The sequence below is a fragment of the Aeromicrobium sp. Root472D3 genome, from assembly GCF_001426485.1.
Taxonomy (GTDB): domain Bacteria; phylum Actinomycetota; class Actinomycetes; order Propionibacteriales; family Nocardioidaceae; genus Aeromicrobium.
Window position 1 is genome coordinate 1,933,681 of sequence record NZ_LMET01000001.1, and the last position, 25,090, is coordinate 1,958,770.

Here is a 25,090-nt window from a genome sequence, read left to right on the forward strand (position 1 = left end):
GTCGCGCCACCCCATGACCGACCGGTCCCTGGAGCCCTCGCCGTCCGCGGCGGGGGCTCCTGCCGTTCCCGCACCCCTCGACTGGACGCTGCGGCCCGCCCGCTCCGACGACGCGCTCTGGATGGCCGAGCTGCGCGCCGTCGTGATGCGTCCCGACCTCGAGCGCCTCGGTCGCTACGACAGTCATCGGGTGCGCCGCCGGTTCCTCGACGCGTTCGAGGCCCGTCACACCCGGGTCGTGCAGGTCGGCGGTGAACCGGTCGGCCTGTTCGCGGTGCGGCCCGAGCCGCGCGAGCGGTGGTTCGAGCACCTGTACCTGCGGTCCGACGTGCAGGGGCGCGGCCTCGGCGCGCAGCTGATGAAGCACGTGCTGCGGCGCGACGACGACGCACGCCCGTTCCGCCTCAACGTCCTGCAGGGGAGTGCGGCCCGGCGCCTCTACCAGCGGCACGGCTTCGTCGTCGAGCGCGAGGACGCCGTCGACGTCTGGATGGTCCGGCACTGAGGCGTCGGTCCGCGTCCGCCGGCGACGGCTACGATCGGCGGGTGCCCACGACGAAGCGACGCCTGCCGATCTGGCAGGAGACGATCCTGCTGGTGGTCGTGGCGGTCGTCATGGCCGTCGTGGTCAAGACGTTCTTCGTGCAGGCGTTCTACATCCCGTCGGGCTCGATGGAGCCGACCATGATGATCGACGACAAGATCCTCGTGCAGAAGGTCTCCTACTGGGGCGGCGACGTGCACCGCGGCGACGTCGTCGTGTTCGACGACCCGGGGGGCTGGCTGCCGGTCTCCGACAGCGCGCGGCCCGGCAACGTCGCGCAGGAGGCGCTCGAGCGGATCGGGCTGTTCCCGAGCGGCGGTCACCTCATCAAGCGGGTCATCGGCGTGGGGGGCGACCACGTCGTGTGCTGCTCGAAGGGGCGGCTCACGGTCAACGACGAGCCGGTCGACGAGCCGTACCTGCTCGACGACACGGCGACGGCCGACACCCCCTTCGACGTCACGATCCCCGCCGGACGCCTGTGGGTCATGGGCGACAACCGGGGCAACTCCGAGGCGTCCCCGCAGCACCTGGGCGACCCCGGAGGCGGCTTCATCCGCGAGTCCGCGGTCGTCGGCAAGGCGTGGCTGCGGCTGTGGCCGCTGGGCCGCGCAGGCTTCGTCGACGGGACGTCGGCGTTCGACGACGTCCCCGCTCCCTGAGCGCGCGAACACGTTCCAGACGTCCGTCGGCCTGTTGAGCTCTGCGGCTAGGCTCTCCGGGTGACCGACACGAAGAAGCGACAGCTCCCGGTCTGGCAGGAGTCGATCCTTCTGGTCCTCACCGCCATGGTGATGGCCGTCGTCGTCAAGACGTTCTTCCTGCAGGCGTTCTACATCCCGTCGGAGTCGATGGAGCCGACGATGCTGGTCGACGACAAGATCCTCGTGCAGAAGGTCTCCTACTGGGGCGGCGACGTGAAGCGCGGCGACGTCGTCGTGTTCGACGACCCGGGGGGCTGGCTGGGCCCCGACGAGTCCCGGCGCGCCAGCAACCCCGTCCAGAGCGTCCTCGAGAAGGTCGGCCTGTTCCCGACCGGCGGCCACCTGATCAAGCGGGTCATCGGCGTCGGCGGCGACACCGTCGAGTGCTGCACCGACGGCAAGCTGACCGTCAACGGGGTCAAGCTCGACGAGCCCTACCTGCTCGACGAGACCGCGACGAAGGACCAGACCTTCGAGGTCAAGGTCCGCAAGGGCTACCTCTGGGTCATGGGCGACAACCGCGGCAACTCGTCCGACTCGCGCGCCCACCAGGCCGATCCGGGCGGCGGCCAGGTGTCGGAGAACGCCGTCGTCGGCAAGGCGTGGGTACGGGTGTGGCCGCTCGGACGCGCGGGATTCATCAAGAAGCCGTCGACCTTCGACGAGGTCAACGGCAGGTGACCCGCAGCACCGGCGGCGCCGTCACCGGCACGAGACGCCCGTCCGTGCCGACCCTGCGCATCGAGCGGCAGATGCTGCGGTCCGGGCTGTCCGCGGTCGCCGGGTGCGACGAGGTGGGCCGGGGCGCGCTCAGCGGGCCTGCGACCGTCGCGATGGTCGTGGTGACCGCCGACAGCAAGCCGGCCCCGTTCGGGGTGCGCGACAGCAAGCTGCTGACGCCGCAGGCCCGTCAGGCGCTGGTGCCACGCATCCGGCGATGGGCCGCGGCGTCGGGGATCGGTCACGCCAGCCCCGCCGAGATCGACCAGCTCGGCATCATCGCGGCGCTGAGGCTCGCGGGCCACCGGGCGCTCGCCGGGCTGTCCGTGGTGCCCGACACGGTGCTGCTGGACGGCAACCACGACTACCTGCGGTTCCCCGACCCCGAGCAGCTCGAGGGGGCCGTGCCCGCGCCGAGGGTGCTGTCCGAGGTGCCCCCGGTGGTCACGATGATCAGGGCCGACCTGAGGTGCGCGGCGGTGGCGGCTGCCAGTGTCCTGGCCAAGACGGCGCGCGACGCGATCATGACGGAGCTGGCCGCCGACCACCCGCACTACGGCTGGGACGAGAACAAGGGGTACGCCAGCTCCCACCACGTCGCGGCCCTCCGCACCCACGGCCCGAGCGAGCAGCACCGCCGCAGCTGGCGGCTGCCCGGCTGCGACGCCGATCCGGCCGACGCCGAGGTACCCGCGCGCCCGTGACCGGAGTGTCAGCGCGGCCGCACGCCATCTGTCTGTAGCCTTGCGCCATGAGTTCGGAAGACCTGGAGCGGTACGAGTCGGAGATGGAGCTGGCGCTCTACCGCGAGTACCGCGACGTCGTGTCGATCTTCAAGTACGTCGTCGAGACCGACCGGCGGTTCTACCTGTGCAACGCGGTCGACGTGAAGGTGCGTTCCGAGACGGGCGACGCCTACTTCGAGGTCTCGATGAACGACGCCTGGGTGTGGGACATCTACCGCCCGGCCCGCTTCGCCAAGAACGTCAAGGTGCTGACGTTCAAGGACGTCAACGTCGAGGAGCTGCAGGACTCCGACGTCAAGGTGCCCGAGAGCGCCTGACGCTCTCGCAGGCGTCCGTCCACAGCTGACCGTGGTCGTGCGCGGCGTCCACAGGACGTCCGCGGTGCCTGTCGGCGCGCCGGTCCGGCGACGACGCTGGACGCATGACGTATCAGCGCAGCAAGTCCGTCGGCCAGTACGGCGAGCGGGTCGCGGCCGATCATCTCCGCGGGCTGGGGATGGTCGTGCTGGCGACCAACTGGACGTGCCGGTTCGGCGAGATCGACATCGTGGCCCGTGACGGCTCGACCCTCGTGATCTGCGAGGTCAAGACCCGCACGTCCCACGAGCACGGTGGCCCGTTCGAGGCCGTCACGGGGCAGAAGGCCGCGAGGCTCCGCCGGCTCGCGACGCACTGGCTCGAGGTGCACGACGTCTCGCCGCCCAGCGTCCGCATCGACGTCGTCTCGGTCGTGGTGCCGCCCAAGGGCGGCCCGATCGTCGAGCGCATCGCGGGGGTGGCCTGATGGCCGCCGCGACCCACTCGGTGACCCTCGACGGTCTGTCGGGTCGGGCGATCGAGGTCGAGGCCGACATCGGGGGAGGCCTGCCGCAGACCGTGCTGGTCGGCCTCGTCGACACGATGGTCACCGAGGCGCGCGACCGGTGTCGGTCGGCGGTGTCCAACTCCGGCACGACGTGGCCCGACCAGCGGGTCACGATCAACCTGGCGCCGTCGACGCTGCCCAAGAGCGGCTCGCACTACGACCTCGCGATCGCGCTCGCGGTGTTCGCGGCCAAGTCGCTCATCCCGGCCGAGCAGCTGGCCGGCGCCGCCTTTCTCGGTGAGCTGGCCCTCGACGGTCGCCTGCGGGCGATCCGCGGCGTGCTGCCGGCGACGATGGCCGCCGCCGAGGCGGGCTTCGAGCGCGTGTTCGTGCCGGAGGTCAACGTCCCCGAGGCCGAGCTCGTCCAGGGCATCGCCGTGGTCGGGGTGCGGTCGCTGCGCCAGACCGTCGCCCTGCTGACGGGTCAGGAGCAGCCTGACGACCCGCCCGTCCCGCCGCTCGACGACACCCCGTCGATCTCGTGGACGTCCGGCGACCGGCTGGCGCACCTCGACCTCGCCGACATCTCCGGGCAGGACGACTCGCGCATGGCGCTGCTGGTCGCTGCGGCCGGAGGGCACCACCTGCTCATGACCGGGCCGCCCGGCATCGGCAAGACCATGCTGGCCCAGCGTCTGCCGGGCCTGCTGCCCGACCTGACGCACGAGCAGTCGCTGGCGGTCAGTGCGGTGCACTCGGTCGCGGGCGTCCTGCCGAGCGACGCCCCGCTGCTGACGCGGCCGCCGTTCCTGGACCCGCACCACACCGCCAGCGCCGTCTCGATCGTCGGAGGGGGCAGCCGGGCCATCAGGCCGGGTGCGCTGAGCCTGGCCCACCACGGGGTGCTGTTCCATGAATGTAAGGTCTGAGGATGCCCGGAACCGCAGCGATCTACGTGCGCATCAGTAAGGATTCCACACGTCAGGGCCTGGGAGTGGAGCGTCAGGAGGCAGCCTGCCGGGAACTTGCGGGACGGGAGGGACTGACGGTCGGGGACGAGGCAATTTTCAAAGACAACGACATCAGCGCCAGCACGAACAGCCGGAAGCCCCGTCCCGCCTTCGATGCCATGGTTTCTGCGGTGCGAGCCGGAAAGTTCACTCACGTCGTCTCGCACAGCAACACCCGCCTGACTCGACGGATGCGCGAGTTAGAAGACCTGATCGAACTATCCAAAGAAACGGGCGTGCAGTACCTCACCGTCGTCAGCGGCAACGACAACCTTGCTACCGCCACCGGAAAGCAGATGGCCCGAATCAAGGGCAGCATTGCAGCGGGTGAAGCCGACCTCACCAGCGAGCGAGTGAAGGACGCGGCCAAGCAGCGTGCCGAGATGGGCAAGCCGAAGCACAGCCGATACCGGACCTTTGGCTATGACGCCGAGTTCAAGGCGATACCCGAAGAGGCCGACGTCATCCGGGATGCTTTCGAACGGGTGGTGCGCGGGGAGTCGGTCTCTTCCATCGCTGTTCTGTGGCGGGAGAATGGCGTCAACATGGGCAATGGCAAGGATGTTCACTACTCGACCGTCAAGAACGTCGTGAGAAGGCACCTGTACGCCGCTCTGTCGACGTACAAGGGCGAAGTCGTAAGCCGGTCCACTGCGGAGCCAATCGTCTCAGAGGCCCTGTTTTGGGCGGCTCAGGACGTGCTGGACAGGAAGCGAAATCCTCGCAGCGGGAAGAACGCGCGGCGGTATCTGTTGGCAGGACTTATCCAGTGCGGGGAGTGCGGGCACGTCCTCTACGGATCGCACACCTACACGAACAAGTCGGGCAACTCCCGGCACTCGTACATCTGCAAGACCCACATGCAGGGATGCGGCAAGGTCTCCGTTATGGGTCATCACATCGATGAGATGGTCCTGACGATGGTCAAGCGCCGGATGACGATGACCGACGCCATCGCGGTACCCGAGACCATCGACTACCAGTCGAAGATTCAGGCTCTCGAAGAGCAGATGCAGGTAGCACGAGCCGACGTCCGCGAGGGCCGGTTGACCTTCCTGGACATCCGCGAAACGCTCATCGACTTGTCACAGCAGAAGACGGCGCTTGAAGCCCTTGCGGTGGCTCAGGAGGACGAGGAGGCGAACTACGTGCCCAACAGGACGTGGGTTGAGTTCAAGACCGCATCGTTGTCAGAGCAGATGGCGACGGTCGGTGCCGTCATTCAAGGTGTCGTCGTTTCCGCTGCCACGTCAAACAAGTGGGACGCCAGTAGGGTGACGATCTATACGAAGCGGGGTAACGCGGTCCCCGGTACAAGCATCAAATCCGACGTAGGTGATATGCGCCGGATCGTGGCGGGGTTCCGAGATATCCCGGTGAAGCCGACGAAATTGAGCAAGCCAATCAAGGGACTTGACGGCAAGTTCGCGGGTTCAAACAAGGCCGACAACTAGGAGAGTAAATGTTGAGAGAAGTAGTTTTTGAAACGATTGAGCCTGACGGCTACACGCTGTACGGAACCAACGACACCGAAGAGGCGATCGAGCGACTTGTTGGCATCGTCATGCGGAGCGGGCAGCGGGTTGAGACTCACGAGTTGATACGCGGGATGCTGGCAGACGGCAGTCTGGTGATGACGGTGGACGCCGGAGCAGTCAGGTTTGACAAAGGTGACGTCTGACGGGTTCCTCCCTCACGAAGGTGCAATCACAGGTTAAGGATTTCACGCCACGGCATCCGCACTACTGACCAGATGAAGATTGGCCCGACAACGAGCGTGTAGATGAGCGTGAAGATCATCTGACCTCGGAAGCCCCATCGCGCGTCAACGAACTTGACCATGTAGAACATGCTGATTGCCCCGAAACTTATTGCGGCGATGATCCCAAGGACGCTCATGGCTGTGTCGTCTGAGACATACCCAGCGGCGTAGGCAACTACGAACGCCCCAACACCGAGGATCGCCCACTGAATGACGTTCTGGGCGATGGGACGCCAGAACTCTTCGTCTTTCAACCAACCTAGGAAGGTCTTGGTGGGTGAGGAGGGCGCGGGTGGAGATTGATTTGATGTCATGGAAGAACCTTAGCGTATTTCGAGATTAGAGCGCCGGTACCTGGAAGCAATGAATGATATACTGTACATATAGTCATACCGATCATCAATAAATTAGTGTAGTTGAGTGTCCTAGGTGTGGTTATACAAAATACTTCAAGTCTTAACAGTAAGACTAATTAAGGAGAAGTATGGTGTACGTGTCCGTTGGTGGCCATGGTAGATGCTGACATCATGAACCCGGTTACATTCCGGCTGGGAACTAGGGCTAGTAAATTGAGTGTATTTACATAGCACGTAAGAGACACGCGCACTTAATACTTAAAGATATATGGAAAACAAGAACGGCAAAAGATACACGGATGTTGAGAAGTCTGAGTTTTGCGAATTAGCACAAGTTCACGGCATCCGTCAAGCAATTAGAGAATTAAAGTACCCATCGTATCCAGTAGCAGTCGGATGGATGGAAAAGCGTGGCATCAAGCCTGAACTGTCAAACATCATGGAGACGGCTAGGAAGTACCACACCTTCTATCAAACAGAAGACCTCTTAGCAGCCATCGACAACGCCATGTCCGTAGTGCAGGAGATGTACGCGACTGTTGAGACAGCCGACGAAGCCAAGAAGTTGGCAGAGGCAGTACAGAAGTTGGTCAATACCCGCCAGTTGCTAGAGGGCAAGGCCACAGTGGTCACGGAGAAGCGCGAGACCACACAGCAAGACCTAGAAATTGCTGCAATGCTGCGAGCAGAGCAGACCAAGCAAGACCAGATGACCTAACAACTTCCTCTGTCTGACTACAGGCAGAGGACTCCCGAGGCACCGACGAACTCATATGCGTCGGTGCCTCTTTTTATGCCCTGTGACGTTCCGGGGTACAGACAGCCACCAACAGTGTGAGAGGCCGTTGAAAGGCCATATGAGCAGCCTCAGACCCATCTCAGAGACCCTTGACGCATTAATCATTGCCACTAATCCGGCTTATGTCCTAGCAAGACCTAAAGCATGGCCTGAAATGAGTGTTTGTGCAGGTCAGAGGGGGTGTAGGACTAGCCATGCTAGGGCGGTTACCTAGTTCCATCAATCTTTTCTCATTAATCCTTGACAAACGGCAAATCATCAGAGTCATGGCATGAGAGCATTGACACATGGATGCATCCACAAATCCGAGACCCAACGGAAGTGTCTTTTTGTGGTGGTCATCCATGTCAGAATGATATTTTCAATAATGCAAGATTTTTAAGAGTCTTTGTCAAGTTCGATCGACATGACCATCGAGTCAATGTCAATATCAGGATCGAACAATCGAGCGGCACTCAACTCTCTCTGCATGATCCCTGCCATCTTTTGCTCATGCGCTGCGCGTTCACCGGGAGCCTTGCCCTCCCAGACCATCCTGTCCCACTCCCGTTCCGGCTCGGTCCTAATTCGCGAACGCCGGAGTGCCCAACGCACCATGAATTGTGCATTCTCTGAGGCTGTTAGGCCGTTGACGACATCAAAACATTGTTCGATGTACTCCCACTTCGTTTCCCAGTCGAACAAGTGAGCATCGTCGCCATACTCGTCACGGTAAGCCTGCCCACCGATTTGAAGCACCGCGTACAGCAGCAACTCCTCGTCAGACGAGTCCGGGCGAGCAGCATCGACATTGCCAAGCAAGTAGATCGTTGCCATGTCGCCAGCCGGTGAGCCGGGCATGTCGCCTAGAAACTCGCGCATTCGCCCGCCACCGGCACGCAAGTCTTCGAACCAGGCCCTCACGAAATCCGTGATGTCTCGTCCGGCAGCGGCAAGCGTTATGTCTGACATGCGGTCGAGTATCGCACCTTCGACGGTTGGTTAGTGCGGAATCCGCATTGGGAAAGGAATGGATTTATGATTGAAGAGTAATGAAATTAATTGAGGCTATTAGAACGGACTTTAATCCTGACCTTTTGAACCATGCAGCGGGTAGACGACTTCTAACGAAGAACGATCCCATGATGTTCGCTGCGGTGTACTTGCCGCACAAACTCCGTACGCCTGCGCTGCCTGACATCACGCTCAATCAGTTCCATCTAGACATCTGTGAGTACGCCAAGGTCTGGACGCAGCCGCTAGGCAAGCCTGCCGAGCATCGTGACACGTTCGTTGCCCCTAGATCATGCGGCAAGTCAACGTGGATTTTTCACATCCTGCCTATCTGGGCAGCAGCGCACATGCACAAGCGATACATCATCGCTTTTTCTGACTCCGAAGATCAGGCCATCAATTGGTTGCGCAACTTCAAGATGGAGTTGGAGAACAACGAACTCCTGCAAGAGGACTTCCCCGAACTCTGCGACACGTTCCGTCGTGGAGCGTCCAGCAAGGTCATGATGGACAACCGCAACGCCACGCAGCGTGCCAACGGCTTCATCTTCCAAGCAAAGGGTGTCGATAGCGCCATCCTCGGGGCCAACATCGGCGGTCTACGTCCTGAGGTCATCCTCTTTGATGACATCGAGCCACCTGAGAGCAACTACGGCGCTACCGAACTCAAAAAGCGCAAGTCAACGATCCTCACGACCCACCTCTACCTCAACACCAACGCGCTGGTGGCCTTCGTGGGGACAACAACCATGCCGAACAGCCTCATCGACCAGATGCGCAAGGTCGGGCAGGCATGGGACGACTTCGACGGCGACCCAGACACGTTCAAGGGCACGCTGGACCCCGAGTTGCAGTGGGTCGTGTCAGAGAACATTCGTTGCCACTACTACCCGGCGATCATCACTGACGATCACGACGTAGAGGTTTCGCTGTGGCCCGAGGTCTGGCCGTTGGAGCAGTGGGACGAGATGCGCAGCACCCGCGAGTTCCAGATGAACATGATGAACCGGCCTATCAGTGGCGAAGAAGGTTACTGGGACGACTCAGACATCAACGTCGATCGCACGGAGTACGGCAACACGGTCCTGAGCATCGACCCTGCGGTGACCACGAGCAGACGAGCCGACTACACAGCCTTTGCCGTGGTGAGCCGTGGAGCCGATCGGAAGTTGTACCTACGCCACGTCGAACAGGTCAAGGGCAACAGCGACGTCCTCCGAGAGCGTGCCGTGGCTCTGGTGGAGACCTACGGCGTCGGCGTCGTCCTCATCGAGACCAATCAGGGCGGCAACCTGTGGCACCAGGTCTTCAAGGACATCGGTGCTCGTGTGCGCTTCCTAAATCAGCGCATCAAGAAGGAAATCCGTATTGCTCAGTCAGCGGACTTCTACAAGAAGAACCGCGTGGTCCACACGCAGCACTTCCCGCAGTTAGAAGAGCAGATGCTCGCGTATCCCAACGTCCAGCACGACGACCTAGTGGACGCGGTAGCCACAGCCGTTCTGTACTTCGAAAAGACCAAGGGCAACCGCGTTGTTGCTCAGCAAATTCAATACAAGGAGACATAAACGAACAACTTATGACAATTATGAAAGAGGCCGTGAACGCGGTCATGGAACGCCGAGACCATTACGTCGAAGCCCAACATTATTTTGAAGGAGACGTACCCGAGACGTTCTCAACTGCGAAGTTGCGCCGAGTGTTCGCCACTACCGGCGACCGATCACGCCTGAACTTCTGCCGTCCCATCGTCAACGCAGTCAGCAACCGTCTAGAGGTTGCCAGCATCCAAGGGGACACCAAGGCCGCAACAGCCAAGATTGCCGAGGTCTGGGAAGCCAACGACCTAGGGCTAGAAGCCAAGGAGATTCACGACAACGCGCTGATCCACGGTGACGCCTTCGTTCTCGTCTGGCCGGACAAGGATGGCGAGGTTCAGATTTCCTACGAGTCTCCCCGCCAGATGGCTCTTGTCTACGACGTGGAGAACCCACGCAAGAAGTCCTACGCCGTCAAAATCTGGCAGTCAGCCGAGAACATCAGCCGTATGTCGATCTACGCGGCCGACAAGATTACAAAGTTCTACGCCAACACTGGTGAGCCAACAGACGGCACTCAGTGGACCTTGATGCAGACCGTTCCCAACCCATGGGGTGAGGTTCCGGTCTTCCACTTCCGCACGCACCGTCCGTTCGGTCGTCCTGAGCACCTTGACGCCTACGACGCTCAGAACGCCATCAACAAGTTGTTCGTGACCAACATGCACACGATCGACTACCAGGGCGCTCCGCAGCGATACGCGCTAGCCAACGCAGACGGTGGGGACCTAGGCGACTTTGACGACGACAAGGCCGACACCGAGAACCTAGCCAACCTGAGCGATGCAGCCGGGTCACTTTGGTACATGAAGGGCGTCTCCAAGGTCGGAGAGTTCTCCGTAGCCGACGCCAAGGCGTTCTGGGAACCCATCAAGGACACGATCCGCGCCATGAGCGCGCTGACTGATACGCCGTTGCACTACTTCGAACGCACGGGCAACAACCCGACTGGCAACGGCCTGCGCACCGCCGAAGCGCCATTGCTCAAAAAGGTTGCCGATCGACAGACGTCGTTTGGCTACTCATGGCGTGACGTCTCCCGCTTCGTCTTGAAGATCGAAGGCATCCCGAGCCTTGGCGTGCAGGTCTTTTGGAAGACACACGAGTCCTTGGACGAGATGGAGCGATGGGACGTAGCCGCAAAGAAGATCAACGCTGGTCTGAGCCACCGCCAGGCACTCCGTGAAGGCGGCTATTCGGCCGATCAGGTCGACCAAATCATGGCCGAACGTCAGGCCGAGGCAGACGGGGGACTCTTCTACGCCCGTGCCCCACGGACCCGTGTGAACACGAGTCACGACGAGACAACACCACTACATGAAAGCGAGACACAAGATGACAGAACAAATTGAGAACCCCGAGGCTGTACTAGCGGCGCTAGAGCGTGCCAAGGCCGATGCGAAGAAGTACCGCGAGGCATCCGAGTCCCTACAGGCAGAGGTGACCGCCCTACAGACGTCCACGGACGAGATGAAGGCCGTCATCCAGTCCATGGAGGACGGAGACGGCGAGTGGAAGGCGAAGGCCAAGGAACTCCTGGTGCGGGAGTCGCTTGACGCCACGAATCGAGACCGAGTGTTGAAGTTCCTTGATCTCGATTCCATCGACTTCGACGGCGACGGCAAGTTGACCGGCGTTGATGACGCGGTAGCCAAGGTGAAGACGGACCTGCCCGAACTCTTCGACGTCAAGCGTTCTGTTGGGGGAGAGGCTGACCAATTTACTAAGCAAGAGGCAAAGCCTGATCCTTCTGATACAGATTTGCAAATGGCACGCTTATTTAAGAAGTCATAAACCGCCTCAGGAAGCGACCAATAGTACAATTAAAGAGAAGAGCCATCCATTTCTTTGGACGAAGAACTTGTTTGGTTCGGACCCTCTTTAATGTCAGGGGATGGACGTCCCGTAGCACTACAGATTGGAGTCCCAATCACACAAATTATCTAAAGAAAGCAGTGAATAATGAATGGTCACAGACCTATCAGTAGAAAATGGCTGGATTCCGATTCAGCAAGGAACGGAAGTTCTATCGCGAGACGTAGAAGTCTCAGCAGTTGAGGCAGTAGCCCGTAGAGAGGTTATGACCTCAGAATTTAAGTCAGTACCCCGCTTCCTCGCGAACGGGGTTGACGTAGTCGCGGAACATGCAACGATCCCTCTAAAGGACGCAACGCTTGACGACGTGACGCTACAGGCTCACAAGTTCAGCAACCGATACGCAATCTCAATTGAGGACCGCGAGGACGCCGTAGCCGACTCCATCAACGCCTACAAGCGGGAGTGGCTATCAAACTTCGCGGTGACGCTAGACAATGCTGTCCTAGGCGTCACAGGGACGGGTGGTCCCTTCGAGAGTGTCTATCGCAAGGTTGGATCGGGAAACCGTCTAGCCACCGCAGGCGTGCTGACATACGAAGACCTCGTGCAGGTCATCGGGGATATGGAGTCCAACCGTAAGGGAGGACTTGTCATCATCGCTCATCCAAAGTTCAAGATGGCACTTCGCAACCTAAAGGACTCAAACGGTGACCGTGTTGTCACTGATCCTTTCGGCGCTGGCGTTCCAACTGTGTTCGGTCACGAGGTTCGTTTCTCTCACGGAGCGCGCACATCAGCGACCTACACGGATGACCCACAGGGCAACCCTTTGTTGGTCGTTGCGAACAAGAGCAACCTCATCCTGGGTGTCCGTAGTGGACCTGAGTCAGCCCTCTCCGAGGAACCGCAGTGGGCGAACGACAACGTTGAGTTGAAGGTCCGCGCGCGTCGCGGCTTTGTGCTTGCCGACAGCAACTCTGCCCGAGTTGTTGAACTCACACCTGCCGCCTAAGCGACAGCAGAACGACCAAGCCGAGGGGTAGGGGCAACGCGCCTCTGCCCCTCGCTTGCATCTAATACTTGAAAGAAGGAACAGAAATGCTTGCAACAAATATTGATGTAGAAGACCTGACGGGCTACACCGCCGACGTGACGGACGTCCGTAAGGCTCAGGCCATCGTGGAGGTCTACGCAGGCCGCACAGAGGCTCTAGTCACGCTTCCTAGGGATCGTGAGTGGATGAAGTACGCGATCTGTTGGCAGGTCACGTACATGGCTCAGGATGGAAACAGCGTCTTTGAACAGGCCAACGTCGAGAGCCTGCGCCAAAACGACACGACCATAGTGTTCGGAGACCGCGCCTACGCCATCTCGCCGTTGGCCCAGCAGGCGATCGGTCGTCTTTCCTGGCAGCGATCCCGTGTGATCGACACCCGTCCTTGGTACGACCGCGTTGTGCCTGTCTACGAATGGACGACTGACTAGTGCCGCGACTACTAGCGGCGAAGGCGTACCCGGCGCTGGTCGACGTCTACACCGAGAGCGAAACGCAAGACCCGATCACCGGGGGCATCAACCATGGCTGGGACTACGAGAACCCCGTCACGTTCGGGTGCAACTTCTTCTCGCTGCGAGGTCATGCCGAGAAGTTCGGGGACGAGTACGCCAACACCGATGCCGTGAAGTTGGAGGTTTGTCCTTCGGACGGCGCACTCATCAACTTGTCTCAGCGATTCGGACATCTCCGTATGAGGCTGGACGAGACAGAGACGTACTACGAAAACGTAGGGATGCGTCCTGCCGGGGGACGGCGCTACGTCTTCAACATCGACGCCATGAGTCCCCAGGTTGATCCCTTGGGACGTGTCGTCTGTGTGGAGGTCTTCGGCGTCCTCGCGCAGGTCGCTTAACAGCGCGACAAGCCGACGACTGACCTAGCATCTTCGTCATGAGCGAAGGAACAGTTGGCGCTATCGCCGCCCTACCAATGATGGCGGTCATCGGAATGATCGGCGTTCCCCAAGCACTTCGACGCGCGAAGTCAGCGAAGACCGATGGACTCAGGAAGACGATGCTGGCTCCTACCGAACCCACCGAACGCGAGAAACGTCTGATGCCCATTGCGTTCGTCTTGGTCGGTATCTGGGTAGTGGCGTGGCTCGTTTACGCAGTCGTCAGGTAGCCGCCCCAAGTGCACGGAGGGGCTAGCCGGCGATCCGGCTAGCCCCTCCTGTTGCGCAGTCTTCTACTTCTTGGCCTTCTGAGCCTCGCGGTACGCCTCAGCGACAACTGCCGGGATTTGGCCACGGTCACCCAGAGTGCGCTTGGTGCCGTCAACGCCTTCGTACTCGAAACCTGTCGACTGCGCCCACTCACGTATCTTCTTGTTCTGGGTGGAAGAAGACGCAGTGCCGCTCGATGCAGTCGAAGCCGCTGAAGCCGTCTCAGCCTTCTCGATATAGGGACTCAGGGCGGAATCCAACTTCTTCTTGTTGTCGTCGGACAGGAAGATTGAGTAATTCTGTCCTTCGTAGGAGAACGTGACAGGCGTGGCCTCTTCTCCGAGGTCGCTACCGTCGATGTCGTCAACGTACGTGGTCTTGATACCCATGAGATTCCTTAAGTTTGATGCGTCTCACGCCACGTTAGCAGGATTGGTGCGATTGGCCGACAGCATTGCGTCCAGTTCGTCAGCGAGACCGGCGTCATCGGACTCGTAAAGGTGGCCGTAGCGATCTAATGTGAAACTGACGGACGAGTGACCGGCTGCCTTGCTGACTTGTTTGGCATTGCGTCCGAGGCTCACCCACAGCGCCACGAATGTGTGTCTGAGGTCGTGGAAGCGCAATCCTGAAAGACCGGCTTTCTCCACCGTTGGCAGCCAGTACATGCGGTAGAACCACGATCGACGGATTGCTGTACCCCGCTTGCCGGTGAAGACCAACGCATCGTCTCCAACAGCCGTGTAGGCGTCCATATGAGCGACCAACTCCAACATGATGGATCGGGGGACGGTGACGGTCCTGATTGAGGTTTTCGTCTTCGGGGGACCGAACGTCACGCCACCCTTGCCGAGGTCGATGAGCGTCCGACAAACCTGAATCTGATTGGTCTCAATCAAAATATGCTTGCGCTGTAGCCCGGTGACTTCTCCAAATCTCAGACCGCCGAATACTGCCACCAGCACCATGGCTTTGAACTCAGCGGGGATCGTCTCTGCCAGCGTCCATGCCTGCGAGTGAGTCAGGTACTTCTGCTCGTGCTTCGGCTCTGCCGGTAGGCGCACAGCAGCCGCGACATTGGTCCTGATGAGTCCGTAGGACACGGCAAGGTCGAGGACACGGCGAAGCGCAAAGACGTTCTTCCGCACGGTCGATGCGTTCAGGCTCAAAGACATCTTGTTTACCCATGCGGCCACCGCGCGTGCGTCGACAGCGTTGAGGGGCAGGTGACCAAACTCCGGCAGTACGTGAGAGCGATATATCCCGTCGATCCGGTTGCGGGTGCTGACCCTGACATCGATCACAAGAGCCTCAGCGTGGTCGGCTACGAACTTCGCAACCGTGATGGTGCCGTGCTTGGGGTCGAGGTAGTTCCCGTTCACCATGTCGCCTTCCAGCACGGCCTTGAATCGCTTCGCATCGCCGTGGTCCTTGAAGGACTTGCTTCGCTGGCGGTCGTTCGCCCACCAACGGACCCGGAACGTCACTCTGCCGGGAGTCTGCTCGCGCTTTTCGAGAGTTGCCATGCTCTGAGCATACACAGGATTTCGATTAAGGGGTTGGTTGGTGGAAGATTGACAAAACATTGAGGACTGGCATTGGGGGCCAGACTGTGGTATCGTTAGTGACGAAGGTGCTTTGCGCTGGCTTCTGACTCTTTAACTTGACACTAATGTTTGGTTAGTGTATACTGATCTTATCGGGACTTTCTCGGTGGACCAGTTCTTATAGTGTTAGAGGAATCATAAGTGTTACTCAACCTAGTGTAATAAATAGTAGACGTTAACCCGTTTCGGTACTGGTCCACCGGAGCGGGTTTCGTCATTTATTAAACACTAAGGAAGTAGTACATATGACCGCAAAAGGTAACAAAAACGGCGTGCTTGCGTCAGTGGTGGGTGCGGCGACATGAGCAATACCCGCTTCAAGGTGCTCAATCTCATTCGGGACGCTCGCGGGCTGAACAGCAAGGAAAAGGTATTCCTGTTCGTAGTTGAGTCTCGAAATGAGATGTTCTCCAAGATGGAACCCGCACGATTCGACATGGGGCTGTCGAAGAATCACTACTACGAGGCGCGCGCCTCGCTACTCGACAAGAAACTGATTACTGCAACGCGACGCATGGACGACACGACCGTCTACACGGTCGATGAAGGTGGTCTAGAGGCGTGGTCCGATTCCTGTATCGGGAATGAGGCACCTGCCGAACAACTGCTAGACGATCCTGATTCCCGTATTGGGAATCAAACTTCCTGTATCAGGAATGAAGATTCCTGTATCGGGGAAACTAAGGTAACCCTTGAAGGTAACCCGCTAAGTGAACCCATTGTCGAAGCGCCGGAGGATTCATCTACTAAGAAGGATGATAATTCTATCCCTCCCTCTTCCTTGACGGATTTTGAGAACCCTATAGGCAATTCCTGTATCAGGAATGAGCCGATCACAGACATCTTTCAAGTCGAGTTTGGTGGAAAGCCTGCAGAGAATGTGGACACTCGTCCAAAGAAGCCCAAGAAGTCTTTGGACGAGTGCTTTAAAGAGTTCGGATGGTAGTCGACGTGCAGACCCTCAACGCCTCTTGGTGCCAGCACGACAGCAACGCAGATGAAGCCAACGCGCCGGTACTGACCTGCAAGACCTGTCCAGTCCATGGAAGTCATGAGACAGATACACACTTTCGGGCGCAGCAACACAAATATGGAAGAAGAAATGGAACAGCAATAATGAACGAAGAAAGTAATATCGAAAAATGCGCATACGACGCATGCGACCGTCCAGCACAAGTCCTCGGTTGGTGTCGAGGCCACTATCAACAGCAGCACAAGGGTCAGGAACTTCGGCCACTCAAATCGCGGGTACTGAACACAAGTTCAACGCATAAGTTCTGCCCTCAATGCGGGAAGACGAAACTGCGCGATGAGTTCTACGTCCGATCAAATGGCGTGATTCAGTCGGCCTGCAAGTTGTGCATGATCGAAAAGGCGAAGGTGCACCAGAAGGCAAAGTACGATGCAGCGCGCGCGATCCGTGAGACTTTGCCTAAGCCAACGACGAAGGCCTGTACCAAGTGCGACGCTGAGAAGCCAATGGATGACTTCTATCTGAAGACGGGACGGAAGATGTCTAGGTGCCGGGAGTGCCGTCGTCTGGATTCGTTAGAGCGTAATCGAGCGCGTGCGGCGATCATTCACAAACGCAATGGCACGGTTCAACGCAGATACCGTCTTTAAACGTGCGAGGCTTGATTCTAAGCCCCTTGGAGAGTTTGAATGTACATTCGTATGACAGATTCGTTACGGGTCTTAGAAGGCGGTTTAAGCGGGTGTGGAGAACGGGGCAAGACCTGCCTTGGTTCGCTCGCTTCGCAGTTCCGTTTCGTTCTGGTCGATGGTCGTCATGATGCGGACAACCATCCGACCGTCGACTGTTCCGAGGTCGTGCCCCTCGACGGTGGCGACGCTGACGCCGGTTGTCTCGATGAGGTCCAGAAACGCTTCCATCTCACTGGCCTTTCGTGTGATCCGGTGAGATGTGTGAGCCACGATCGCATCAACTTCCCCGGACTGGACATCGGCCATCAGTCGGGACAATGCATCGCGACTTCCGCCGTGGTCTACGTAGGCAGCCGTGACAGTCCAGCCTTTCGAAGCGGCAAGGTCTCGACAGGCAACGTTCTGTCGCTCGATGCCAGGGCCGTCTGTGGCAGCCCGGACGTAGATTGCTGCGCGGGTATCGGTCTTCATTTGTCTCCTAAGTTCGGTGTCAGCGGGGTTGCTCACAACCCGAACTCTTCCGTTACGATGCCCCATCTCCTACAGTCTCGGAGATTGTTGACGACGCTGAGAGAGTGTGTTCATGGGCTTCTGGACGAGCGCAAACCCACCATGGTGGCTGAGCGTGCTGACGCTCTTGATCGGCCTCTTCGGTGCGCACTTCGCCACCAAGTACTCCGATCAGCGACGTTTCGAGGTTGAGGATCAGCGGCAGGCAAGCCAAAGAGCCTCCGAGAAGGAGCAGTACTTGGTGAATCGAATCCTGGACGAGACTGGCTTGCTTCTTGCCGTAGCAGAGGAGTTTCGCCTCTATCTGTGGTCAGGACTTGCCCTCTTGCCTAGGGGCGAGGACGGCAAGATTGCTTCGCCTGGTGAAGGAGCGAGTCCCAAGGATGCGGTGTATCTCAATGTAGACGACGTTCTCGCGAGGTTCACGGCGCAGATATTTCGAGTTGAGATGGTGTCGGACGGCGACCTTCAAGAGGCCGTAGTGCGACTGAAAAAAGCCTCGCAACGCTACTACATCTCCGGCGTAGGCACTCTTGACGAATTCCGAAAGAGGCACGAGAAGTTCAAAGTTGCGATGTCCGTGGTTCGGAAGGCGGCTCACAAGAGGGTCACGGCTGTCTGACTTCGTCAGTAGGGGAGTGCAGGCGGTTCCTATGGCACGAACGACACGAGTTGAGACCTAACCCATCGACAGGTGAGGACCGCGTGGGTGTCTTCGTGGTCGATCAGCGCCACGTACGACCAGTCGATGCCGTTGCGGCTCTGCGATCCGATGAGCAGACCTTGGTAGGTGACGGTAGGGGACTCGTGGACCCACACATGGCGCACGATCCGGCGAGGTCGCGGCTTGGTGTGATTCGCCGGTCGCTTCACCATGACCAGAACACTAGAACACACGTTCGACCGCGGTGGTCCGCGGCTATGCAAGGATCGCCGAATGCATGCGGACTGGTGGACTCTGTTGACGGCCGACAAGGCTCCCTGGTGGTGGAGCGGCATTCTCGGATTGGTGGGCGCGGTGATCGGCGGAGCCATCGGCCACCTTTCGCGCCGAGTGCAAGATCAAGGTGGCTTGCAGGAAGAGTGGCGGTCGTCGCTGCGTGCTTCCGTAGCGACTTTTCTATCCGTCCAGCAGGAAACCGCCACTCAGTATTGGAACTTCCCCGTGGACATGAGGGTCCCGCAGAGTGACGACTACATCGACTGGTACAACCGGCGAGTGCACGTTATGAACATGGCCCTCTACCAGGTGGACATGACGGCCCCTGACGACATCGCCGCCGTCGCTAACGACTTGAACGATTACATTGCGGTCAATGTCGACAAGGGCACTTGGAAAGGCGCCGACATCGAAGCGATCAACAAGAAGATGCTCGGTCTTTCTGATGACCTCGTGGCACTGGTCAAGAAGCATACGAAGGTTGCTCGCTACTTCAAGTAGGTTCGCTCGACCAGCGCCGAGGTCCCCACGCCGTTGAAGAAGGGTTTGCAGATGCTTGCCAACGTCAAGCGGATTATGACGGGGGAGGACAGGTTTTGATGTTCCTCAGCGTTCCCTTGGACACCGACGTGAGGTAGACGACTTGTCAACAACGTCAAATTTGACTTGACAACTAATTTGCTGCAATTGCAGTAAAAATCGCTGGTAGAATTGTTCGATTACTTGTCTCGGAGGAGTAGACACAACCATGTAATTCGGGCACACTGGACACAAGGTGTTAGGCGCTGGACCTGTCAAGCAAGGTCACACAGCGTGCGAACACCGGCAAACCAGAAACGGCCCCGGTACTAGAGAGAATCTAGGAAGTTTTCTCTCGTTCTGGGGCCGTTCTGTGTGCTTAACCCTGCACGGACTTGCCGCTATCGCCCCGGCAAGTGGGCGAGTCCAACAACATCATGGACCTTCCCCCTTTCGGAGAGAGCCAGTACGGACCTACATGTGGAGAACCACATCGATGTAAGTACTAACTCCGAGACCAGTATCGCTTGCCATGTGGTGACACAGCAAGGCGCGACCACGCAATGTTCTGAACTTTCTTCCGGGAGTCACGTTTCCGCAGGTCAGAGCCTTGCGCGTTCACATATTTGTCCTAACTTCGACTGACACGGGGGGTCAGCGATCAACAGGTTTTGACAGCGTTTCGCAGGTTTTGGCATGCCTTAGGCGGCACGGATTATCCGTACATCGCATCTTTGGGTGGCTCAGCGAACATTTCAGTTGCTCAGGCCATAAATGCGTCCAATGCGGGCTATCCCTACATTGAGCCAACAGCACCGGGGTGCTGTTCCTCGACGAGGCGCCCGAGTTCGCGTCCAACGTGCTCGAGGCCCTGCGGCAGCCGCTCGAGAGCGGCCACGTCGTGGTGTCGCGGGCGGCGATGACGGCTGCCTTCCCGGCCCGGTTCCAGCTCGTCCTCGCCGCGAACCCGTGCCCGTGCGGGCTGGGCTCGTCGGCGGGCGACCAGTGCCGGTGCACGCCACTGATGCGACGACGGTACGCCGATCGGCTGTCGGGCCCGATCCGCGACCGCGTCGACATCCACCGGGTGCTGACCTCGATGTCGCGCCCCGAGCTGGCGTCCGCCATGACGGGGGCGCGGTCGACGTCCGATCTCGCCGTGACGGTCGCGGTGGCCCGCGAGCGTCAGGCCCGTCGCCTCGACGGCACGCCCTGGCGGCTCAACAGCGAGGTGCCGGGCGTCGAGCTGCGCAAGCGGTGGCCCGTGCGCGACGAGGGTCGCGTGCTGGTCGACCAGCAGCTGCGCACGCTCAAGCTCAACGCCCGCTCGGCCGACCGCATCCTGCGGCTCGCGTGGACGATCGCCGATCTCGTCGGCCATGACGTCCCCGGTGCCGGCGACGTCGAGACGGCGCTGTCGCTGCGGCGTGGCACGGCGCTGGGCGGGGCGATGCGCGACCTGGTGCAGACCGCGTGACGCGCCTCGACCGCATGGCGCTGAGCCTGGTCGTCGAGCCGGGCGACCCGCGGCTCACGACACTGCTGGCCGAGCACGAACCGGGCCGGGTGCTGGCCGTCGTCCGGGGTGACCGGACGCTGCCGGGCGCCCGCGTGCCCGATGCGTGGCGCGAGCGCGCCGGCGACCTCGACCTCGCCCTCGAGACGACCCGGGCGCGGGCCGCGGCCTCGGGCCTCCGGTGGGTGTGCCCGGGCGACCGCGGCTGGCCCGAGCGACTGGGCGACCTCGACCACGTCGAGCCCCTGCACGGCTCGGGTGGCTCACCGCTGGGGCTGTGGCTGCGGGGGAGGGGCGAGCTCGACGCGACGACCGAGCGCTCGGTGGCGGTGGTCGGTGCCCGCGACTGCACGACGTACGGGGCCGAGTGCGCGTCCGACCTCGGCGCCGACCTGGCCGACGACGGATGGACCGTGGTCAGCGGCGCGGCCTACGGCATCGACGGCTGCGCCCACCGCGGGGCGCTGGCGATGGACCGGCCGACGGTCGCCGTGCTGGCCTGCGGTGCCGACGTCGACTACCCGCGCTCGCACGCGACGCTGCTCGGACGCATCGCCGAGGACGGTCTGGTCGTCAGCGAGCAGGCACCGGGCCAGACGCCGATCAGGAGTCGATTCCTGTCGCGCAACCGCATCATCGCGGCGCTCAGCATCGGCACCGTGGTGGTCGAGGCCGCCGTGCGCAGCGGATCGCTCAACACCCTGCACTGGGCCGACCAGCTCGGACGCGTCACGATGGCGCTGCCGGGCCCCGTCACGTCCAAGGCGTCGGGCGGTGCGCACGCCGCGGTGCGCGAGGGGCGGGCTGTGCTGGTCACGAGCGGCGCGGACGTCGTCGAGGAGGTGGGCGGCCTCGGGGCCGACGAGTCGGCCGAGGTCGTCCGGCAGACCGAGTTCGACCTGTTGGCGCCCGCGGTCCGGTCGACGCTCGACGGTCTCGACTGGCGCGAGCCGCTCTCGGCGGCCGCCGTCGCGGCGCGGGTGCGTCTGACGGAGGGGCAGGTGAGGGTCTCGCTGGGCGACCTCGAGGGCCGTGGGCTGGTGCGACGAGAGGCCGCCGGCTGGGTGCTGGAGCGACGCGCCGACGTCGACCGACACGCATGACGCCCCGCCGCCGTCCGCGTGGGCCACACTGGGACGGATGACTGCCGAGACCCGCGACGAGCTGACCGAGGCGTGGTCCGCCGTGCTCGCGGCCTACGAGCAGCACCTGACGGCCGAGCGCGACCTGTCGGCCCACTCGGTGCGGGCGTACCTGACCGATGTCGAGAGCCTCGCGTCGCACGCCGGACGACTGGGGGTCGGTGATCCGGCCGATCTCACGATCCGGGTGCTCCGCAGCTGGCTCGCCCACCTCAAGACGATGGGCAAGGCACGCACGACGCTGGCCCGTCGCTCGACCGCGGCGCGCGTGTTCACGACGTGGCTCGTGCGCACGGGCCGGTCGACGAGCGACGCCGGGGCGCTGCTGGTCAACCCCACCGCTCACCGTGAGCTGCCCGTCGCCCTGAGCCAGACCGAGGTGCGCGCCCTGATCGACGCGACGACCGCGTCGCTCGTCGACGACGGGGCCAGGGGGCTGCGCGACCTGGCGGTGCTCGAGCTGCTGTACGCCACCGGCATCCGCGTGGGCGAGCTCGTCGGCCTCGACGTCGACGACCTCGACCGCGAGCGGCGCGTCGTGCGGGTGTTCGGCAAGGGACGCAAGGAGCGGTCGGTGCCGTACGGACTGCCGGCGTCGGACGCGATCGAGTTCTACCTGCAGCGCGGACGGCCCCAGCTGACGGTCGAGGGCAGCGGGGCCGCGATCTTCCTGGGCTCCCGCGGGGGGCGGATCGACCAGCGCGCCGTCCGGCGCATCGTCCACGAGCGCATCGCCGCGGTCGACGGGGCACCCGACCTCGGGCCCCACGGGCTGCGGCACACCGCCGCGACCCACCTGCTGGAGGGCGGTGCCGACCTGCGCAGCGTGCAGGAGATCCTCGGGCACGCCTCGCTCGGGACGACCCAGATCTACACGCACGTCAGCACCGAGCGCCTGCGTCGGGCGTTCACGCAGGCGCACCCGCGGGCCTAGTCGGCCGTCCGTCAGAGCCGCGACATGGGGTCGACGGGCGTGCCGGCGTCGATGACCATGACGTGCAGGTGGCAGCCGGTCGACATCCCCGTCGTGCCGGACCGTCCGATCACGTCGCCGACCGCGACGGTGCTGCCGACGGGCACGGACGCCGCGGACAGGTGGGCGTACGAGGTCTCGAGCGCGGGCCCGTGCCGCAGGGTGACGCGCAGGCCGTAGGCTCCCGCGTCGCCGCTCGACTCGACCGTCCCGCGGGCCGCGGCGTGCACCGGGGTGCCGCACGGCACGCCGAAGTCGGTGCCGTCGTGCAGCTTGCGCACGCCGGTGACGGGATGCACCCGCATGCCGAAGGGCGACGTGACGGGCCCGCCGACCGGACGCCTGAGCGTCCCGTCCGCTCCGGCGGGCGGGGCGGGCGGCGTGCCGTAGGGGCTGATCAGTCGGAAGCGTGCGCGGGCGAGCACGTCGAGCGGGTCGCGGTAGTCGGACCCGGCCCGGCGGCCGAGGTGCAGGCACGCGCCGGGGCAGTGGCTGTGCTCGCCGAGCAGCGTCCCGATGACCTGGCGGGCGGCGACGGCGTCGCCGACCCGCACCGTCGCGGCGACGGGCTGGTAGGTGGAGCGCTCGGCACCGTGGTCGATCGTCACGACCGGCACGCCACCGACCCGCCCGGCGAACGTCACGCGGCCGGGTGCCACGGCCCGCACCGGGTCGCCGACCGTCCCCGCGAGGTCGACGCCGCGGTGGCCGGCCCCGTACCGGTCGGCCGGCGGGTCGAAGCGCTCGCCGACCGACTGCCGGTCGAGCGGCCACGACCACGGCTCGGAGGAGGCGACGGCCGACAGGGGCAGCAGACCCAGGCCCACGGTCGCGACGGAGACGGCGGTGGCGGTGGCGGTGGCGAGGCGACGGTGCATGGGATCCATGCAACGACGGCGGGCTGGACGACGACAGCGCCCCGGGTCGTCCTGGGGACGGGCAGGAGCGGCGACCCGGGTGCTGTGGATTTCGTCGCGGACGGGGGAGTGCCCTAGACTGGTGGCACTCACCTCCGCGGAGGTGAAATTCGCGCGCCTGTCTCCGTATGACGCGAGAGCTGAATGCGGAAGATGCCCTGGTCTGCCGGCACGGTCGGCAGTTGGACACCTCATGCGGCAGGCGCCAGGTCACCGTCAACCGGCGGTGAGTCAACCAGGAATCGGCACACGTGTGCCACAAGGAGATACGACCATGGCCGTCGTCACCATGCGCCAGCTGCTCGAGAGCGGCGTCCACTTCGGGCACCAGACCCGTCGCTGGAACCCCAAGATGAAGCGATTCATCTTCACCGAGCGCAACGGCATCTACATCATCGACCTGCAGCAGTCGCTGGCCTACATCGACGCCGGGTACGAGTTCGTCAAGAACACCGTCGCCCGCGGCGGCACGATCCTGTTCATCGGCACCAAGCGCCAGGCGCAGGAGCCGATCGAGGAGCAGGCCAAGCGCGTCGGCATGCCCTACGTCAACCAGCGCTGGCTCGGCGGCATGCTCACCAACTTCCAGACGATGCACCAGCGGCTCCAGCGCATGAAGGAGCTCGAGGAGATCGACTTCGACGACGTCGCGGGATCCAACCGCACGAAGAAGGAGCTCCTCGGCATGAGCCGCGAGTACGCGAAGCTGTCGCGCACCCTCGGCGGAATCCGCGACATGGGCCGCACGCCGGCCGCCGCGTGGATCGTCGACACGAAGAAGGAGCACCTCGCGGTCGACGAGTGCCGCAAGCTCGGCATCCCGATCATCGCGATCCTCGACACCAACTGCGACCCCGACGACGTCGACTTCCCGATCCCGGGCAACGACGACGCGATCCGCTCGGTCGGCCTGCTGACCCGGGTCATCGCCGACGCCGTCGCCGAGGGCCTCATCGCCCGCGGTGGCGCCAAGACGGGCGAGGAGCAGCCCGGTGCCGAGCTCGGTGCCGAGGAGCCCCTGGCCGACTGGGAGCGCGAGCTGCTGGAGAAGAAGGACGCCGAGGCCGCTGCCGCGCCCACGACGACCGACGCCCCCGCCGCCGCCCCCGCCGCCGCCGCCGAGGCCCCCGCCGCCGACGACGCGAAGAAGGACGACGCCGCTCCGGCTGCGGAGCCGGCTGCCGCCGCTCCCGCCGCCGAGTGATCCCGTCCACGACTACCTGA

Annotated in this window: 30 protein-coding genes; 24 read left to right on the plus strand and 6 right to left on the minus strand. The window is 62.1% G+C overall.

Translation table 11 applies throughout. The features are described 5' to 3' along the window. The first annotated feature begins 13 nt into the window (after positions 1–13). The 9 genes from ASD10_RS09500 to ASD10_RS09540 all read left to right on the plus strand — a co-directional run bounded on the left by ASD10_RS09500 (position 14) and on the right by ASD10_RS09540 (position 6,210). Positions 14–505, plus strand: a complete 492-nt coding sequence (locus tag ASD10_RS09500) for a GNAT family N-acetyltransferase (protein ID WP_082556122.1) — start codon at positions 14–16, stop codon at positions 503–505. A gap of 41 nt (positions 506–546) precedes the next feature. Further along, on the plus strand, positions 547–1,206 hold the full coding sequence (lepB, locus tag ASD10_RS09505) for a signal peptidase I (protein ID WP_056607652.1): 660 nt from the start codon (positions 547–549) through the stop codon (positions 1,204–1,206). A gap of 60 nt (positions 1,207–1,266) precedes the next feature. Continuing rightward, entirely contained in the window at positions 1,267–1,929 is a 663-nt protein-coding gene (gene lepB / locus ASD10_RS09510) for a signal peptidase I (RefSeq protein ID WP_056607653.1), read from the plus strand. Next, complete coding sequence (locus ASD10_RS09515) at positions 1,926–2,672, plus strand: ribonuclease HII (RefSeq protein WP_235501799.1); 747 nt, start codon at positions 1,926–1,928, stop codon at positions 2,670–2,672. The genes lepB (ASD10_RS09510) and ASD10_RS09515 overlap by 4 nt, the downstream gene beginning before the upstream one ends. Positions 2,673–2,719: 47 nt before the next feature. Beyond that, positions 2,720–3,031, plus strand: coding sequence for a DUF2469 domain-containing protein (locus tag ASD10_RS09520; RefSeq protein WP_056607655.1), 312 nt, complete (start codon positions 2,720–2,722; stop codon positions 3,029–3,031). Positions 3,032–3,135: 104 nt separating this feature from the next. After that, the gene (locus ASD10_RS09525) at positions 3,136–3,498 is read left to right on the plus strand and encodes a YraN family protein (RefSeq protein WP_056607657.1); all 363 of its coding nucleotides are present in this window, start codon (positions 3,136–3,138) and stop codon (positions 3,496–3,498) included. Further along, entirely contained in the window at positions 3,498–4,448 is a 951-nt protein-coding gene (locus tag ASD10_RS09530) for a YifB family Mg chelatase-like AAA ATPase (protein ID WP_235501800.1), read from the plus strand. The genes ASD10_RS09525 and ASD10_RS09530 overlap by 1 nt, the downstream gene beginning before the upstream one ends. Positions 4,449–4,450: 2 nt before the next feature. Continuing rightward, on the plus strand, positions 4,451–5,983 hold the full coding sequence (locus ASD10_RS09535; protein ID WP_056607658.1) for a recombinase family protein: 1,533 nt from the start codon (positions 4,451–4,453) through the stop codon (positions 5,981–5,983). 8 nt (positions 5,984–5,991) lie between these two features. After that, positions 5,992–6,210, plus strand: a complete 219-nt coding sequence (locus ASD10_RS09540; protein WP_056607659.1) for a hypothetical protein — start codon at positions 5,992–5,994, stop codon at positions 6,208–6,210. Between the two features lie 26 nt (positions 6,211–6,236). Here ASD10_RS09540 and ASD10_RS18755 read toward each other — a convergent pair whose 3' ends face one another. Then, positions 6,237–6,605: a hypothetical protein gene (locus tag ASD10_RS18755; protein ID WP_157432524.1), complete on the minus strand. Its 369-nt coding sequence runs from the start codon at positions 6,603–6,605 to the stop codon at positions 6,237–6,239. Between the two features lie 310 nt (positions 6,606–6,915). Here ASD10_RS18755 and ASD10_RS18760 point away from each other — a divergent pair, with 310 nt between their 5' ends. After that, positions 6,916–7,365, plus strand: coding sequence for a hypothetical protein (locus ASD10_RS18760; RefSeq protein WP_157432525.1), 450 nt, complete (start codon positions 6,916–6,918; stop codon positions 7,363–7,365). A gap of 459 nt (positions 7,366–7,824) precedes the next feature. Here the strand turns inward: ASD10_RS18760 and ASD10_RS09555 are convergent, their stop codons facing one another. After that, positions 7,825–8,397: a hypothetical protein gene (locus ASD10_RS09555; protein WP_056607663.1), complete on the minus strand. Its 573-nt coding sequence runs from the start codon at positions 8,395–8,397 to the stop codon at positions 7,825–7,827. A 170-nt stretch (positions 8,398–8,567) separates the two neighbouring features. Here ASD10_RS09555 and ASD10_RS09560 point away from each other — a divergent pair, with 170 nt between their 5' ends. The 7 genes from ASD10_RS09560 (at position 8,568) to ASD10_RS18765 (ending at position 14,037) form a co-directional block, all read left to right on the plus strand. Further along, positions 8,568–10,007, plus strand: a complete 1,440-nt coding sequence (locus tag ASD10_RS09560; protein ID WP_056607664.1) for a hypothetical protein — start codon at positions 8,568–8,570, stop codon at positions 10,005–10,007. 32 nt (positions 10,008–10,039) lie between these two features. Beyond that, positions 10,040–11,389, plus strand: a complete 1,350-nt coding sequence (locus ASD10_RS09565) for a phage portal protein (protein ID WP_162248835.1) — start codon at positions 10,040–10,042, stop codon at positions 11,387–11,389. Next, entirely contained in the window at positions 11,373–11,831 is a 459-nt protein-coding gene (locus tag ASD10_RS09570; protein ID WP_157432526.1) for a hypothetical protein, read from the plus strand. Before ASD10_RS09565 ends, ASD10_RS09570 begins: the two co-directional genes overlap by 17 nt. A 172-nt stretch (positions 11,832–12,003) precedes the next feature. Beyond that, positions 12,004–12,867 carry a phage major capsid protein gene (locus tag ASD10_RS18365; RefSeq protein ID WP_082556124.1) on the plus strand — a complete coding sequence of 288 codons (864 nt, stop codon included), beginning with the start codon at positions 12,004–12,006 and terminating at the stop codon, positions 12,865–12,867. Between the two features lie 68 nt (positions 12,868–12,935). Then, on the plus strand, positions 12,936–13,340 hold the full coding sequence (locus tag ASD10_RS09575) for a hypothetical protein (protein WP_157432527.1): 405 nt from the start codon (positions 12,936–12,938) through the stop codon (positions 13,338–13,340). Further along, positions 13,340–13,765: a hypothetical protein gene (locus tag ASD10_RS09580; protein ID WP_056607669.1), complete on the plus strand. Its 426-nt coding sequence runs from the start codon at positions 13,340–13,342 to the stop codon at positions 13,763–13,765. The genes ASD10_RS09575 and ASD10_RS09580 overlap by 1 nt, the downstream gene beginning before the upstream one ends. Positions 13,766–13,803: 38 nt before the next feature. Next, a complete protein-coding gene (locus ASD10_RS18765) occupies positions 13,804–14,037 on the plus strand; it encodes a hypothetical protein (RefSeq protein WP_157432528.1) in 234 nt (77 codons plus the stop codon). Between the two features lie 63 nt (positions 14,038–14,100). Here the strand turns inward: ASD10_RS18765 and ASD10_RS09585 are convergent, their stop codons facing one another. Both ASD10_RS09585 and ASD10_RS09590 read right to left on the minus strand, forming a co-directional pair. After that, positions 14,101–14,466 (minus strand): Lsr2 family protein, encoded by a 366-nt coding sequence (locus ASD10_RS09585; RefSeq protein ID WP_056607672.1) that lies wholly within the window; start codon positions 14,464–14,466, stop codon positions 14,101–14,103. A 24-nt stretch (positions 14,467–14,490) separates the two neighbouring features. Beyond that, positions 14,491–15,603, minus strand: a complete 1,113-nt coding sequence (locus tag ASD10_RS09590) for a site-specific integrase (protein ID WP_162248836.1) — start codon at positions 15,601–15,603, stop codon at positions 14,491–14,493. A 382-nt stretch (positions 15,604–15,985) separates the two neighbouring features. Between ASD10_RS09590 and ASD10_RS18770 the strand changes: the two genes are divergently transcribed. Continuing rightward, positions 15,986–16,630 (plus strand): hypothetical protein, encoded by a 645-nt coding sequence (locus ASD10_RS18770; RefSeq protein WP_157432529.1) that lies wholly within the window; start codon positions 15,986–15,988, stop codon positions 16,628–16,630. Between the two features lie 761 nt (positions 16,631–17,391). Here the strand turns inward: ASD10_RS18770 and ASD10_RS18370 are convergent. Further along, complete coding sequence (locus ASD10_RS18370; protein ID WP_162248837.1) at positions 17,392–17,820, minus strand: recombinase family protein; 429 nt, start codon at positions 17,818–17,820, stop codon at positions 17,392–17,394. Positions 17,821–17,932: 112 nt separating this feature from the next. On the opposite strand from ASD10_RS18370, the gene ASD10_RS09600 reads away from it, so the two are divergent. The 5 genes from ASD10_RS09600 (at position 17,933) to ASD10_RS09620 (ending at position 22,910) form a co-directional block, all read left to right on the plus strand. Beyond that, complete coding sequence (locus tag ASD10_RS09600) at positions 17,933–18,481, plus strand: hypothetical protein (RefSeq protein ID WP_157432530.1); 549 nt, start codon at positions 17,933–17,935, stop codon at positions 18,479–18,481. Positions 18,482–18,796: 315 nt separating this feature from the next. Next, positions 18,797–19,300 carry a hypothetical protein gene (locus ASD10_RS09605; RefSeq protein ID WP_056607684.1) on the plus strand — a complete coding sequence of 168 codons (504 nt, stop codon included), beginning with the start codon at positions 18,797–18,799 and terminating at the stop codon, positions 19,298–19,300. A gap of 838 nt (positions 19,301–20,138) precedes the next feature. Then, the gene (locus ASD10_RS09610) at positions 20,139–20,795 is read left to right on the plus strand and encodes an ATP-binding protein (protein WP_056607685.1); all 657 of its coding nucleotides are present in this window, start codon (positions 20,139–20,141) and stop codon (positions 20,793–20,795) included. Beyond that, entirely contained in the window at positions 20,792–21,937 is a 1,146-nt protein-coding gene (gene dprA / locus ASD10_RS09615) for a DNA-processing protein DprA (RefSeq protein WP_056607686.1), read from the plus strand. Before ASD10_RS09610 ends, dprA begins: the two co-directional genes overlap by 4 nt. Positions 21,938–21,974: 37 nt before the next feature. Continuing rightward, positions 21,975–22,910 carry a tyrosine recombinase XerC gene (locus ASD10_RS09620; protein WP_056607691.1) on the plus strand — a complete coding sequence of 312 codons (936 nt, stop codon included), beginning with the start codon at positions 21,975–21,977 and terminating at the stop codon, positions 22,908–22,910. A gap of 11 nt (positions 22,911–22,921) precedes the next feature. Here ASD10_RS09620 and ASD10_RS09625 read toward each other — a convergent pair whose 3' ends face one another. Then, positions 22,922–23,827, minus strand: a complete 906-nt coding sequence (locus tag ASD10_RS09625; protein ID WP_162248838.1) for a peptidoglycan DD-metalloendopeptidase family protein — start codon at positions 23,825–23,827, stop codon at positions 22,922–22,924. 313 nt (positions 23,828–24,140) lie between these two features. Here ASD10_RS09625 and rpsB point away from each other — a divergent pair, with 313 nt between their 5' ends. Continuing rightward, positions 24,141–25,070 (plus strand): 30S ribosomal protein S2, encoded by a 930-nt coding sequence (gene rpsB, locus ASD10_RS09630; RefSeq protein ID WP_056607695.1) that lies wholly within the window; start codon positions 24,141–24,143, stop codon positions 25,068–25,070. Positions 25,071–25,090 lie beyond the last annotated feature (20 nt).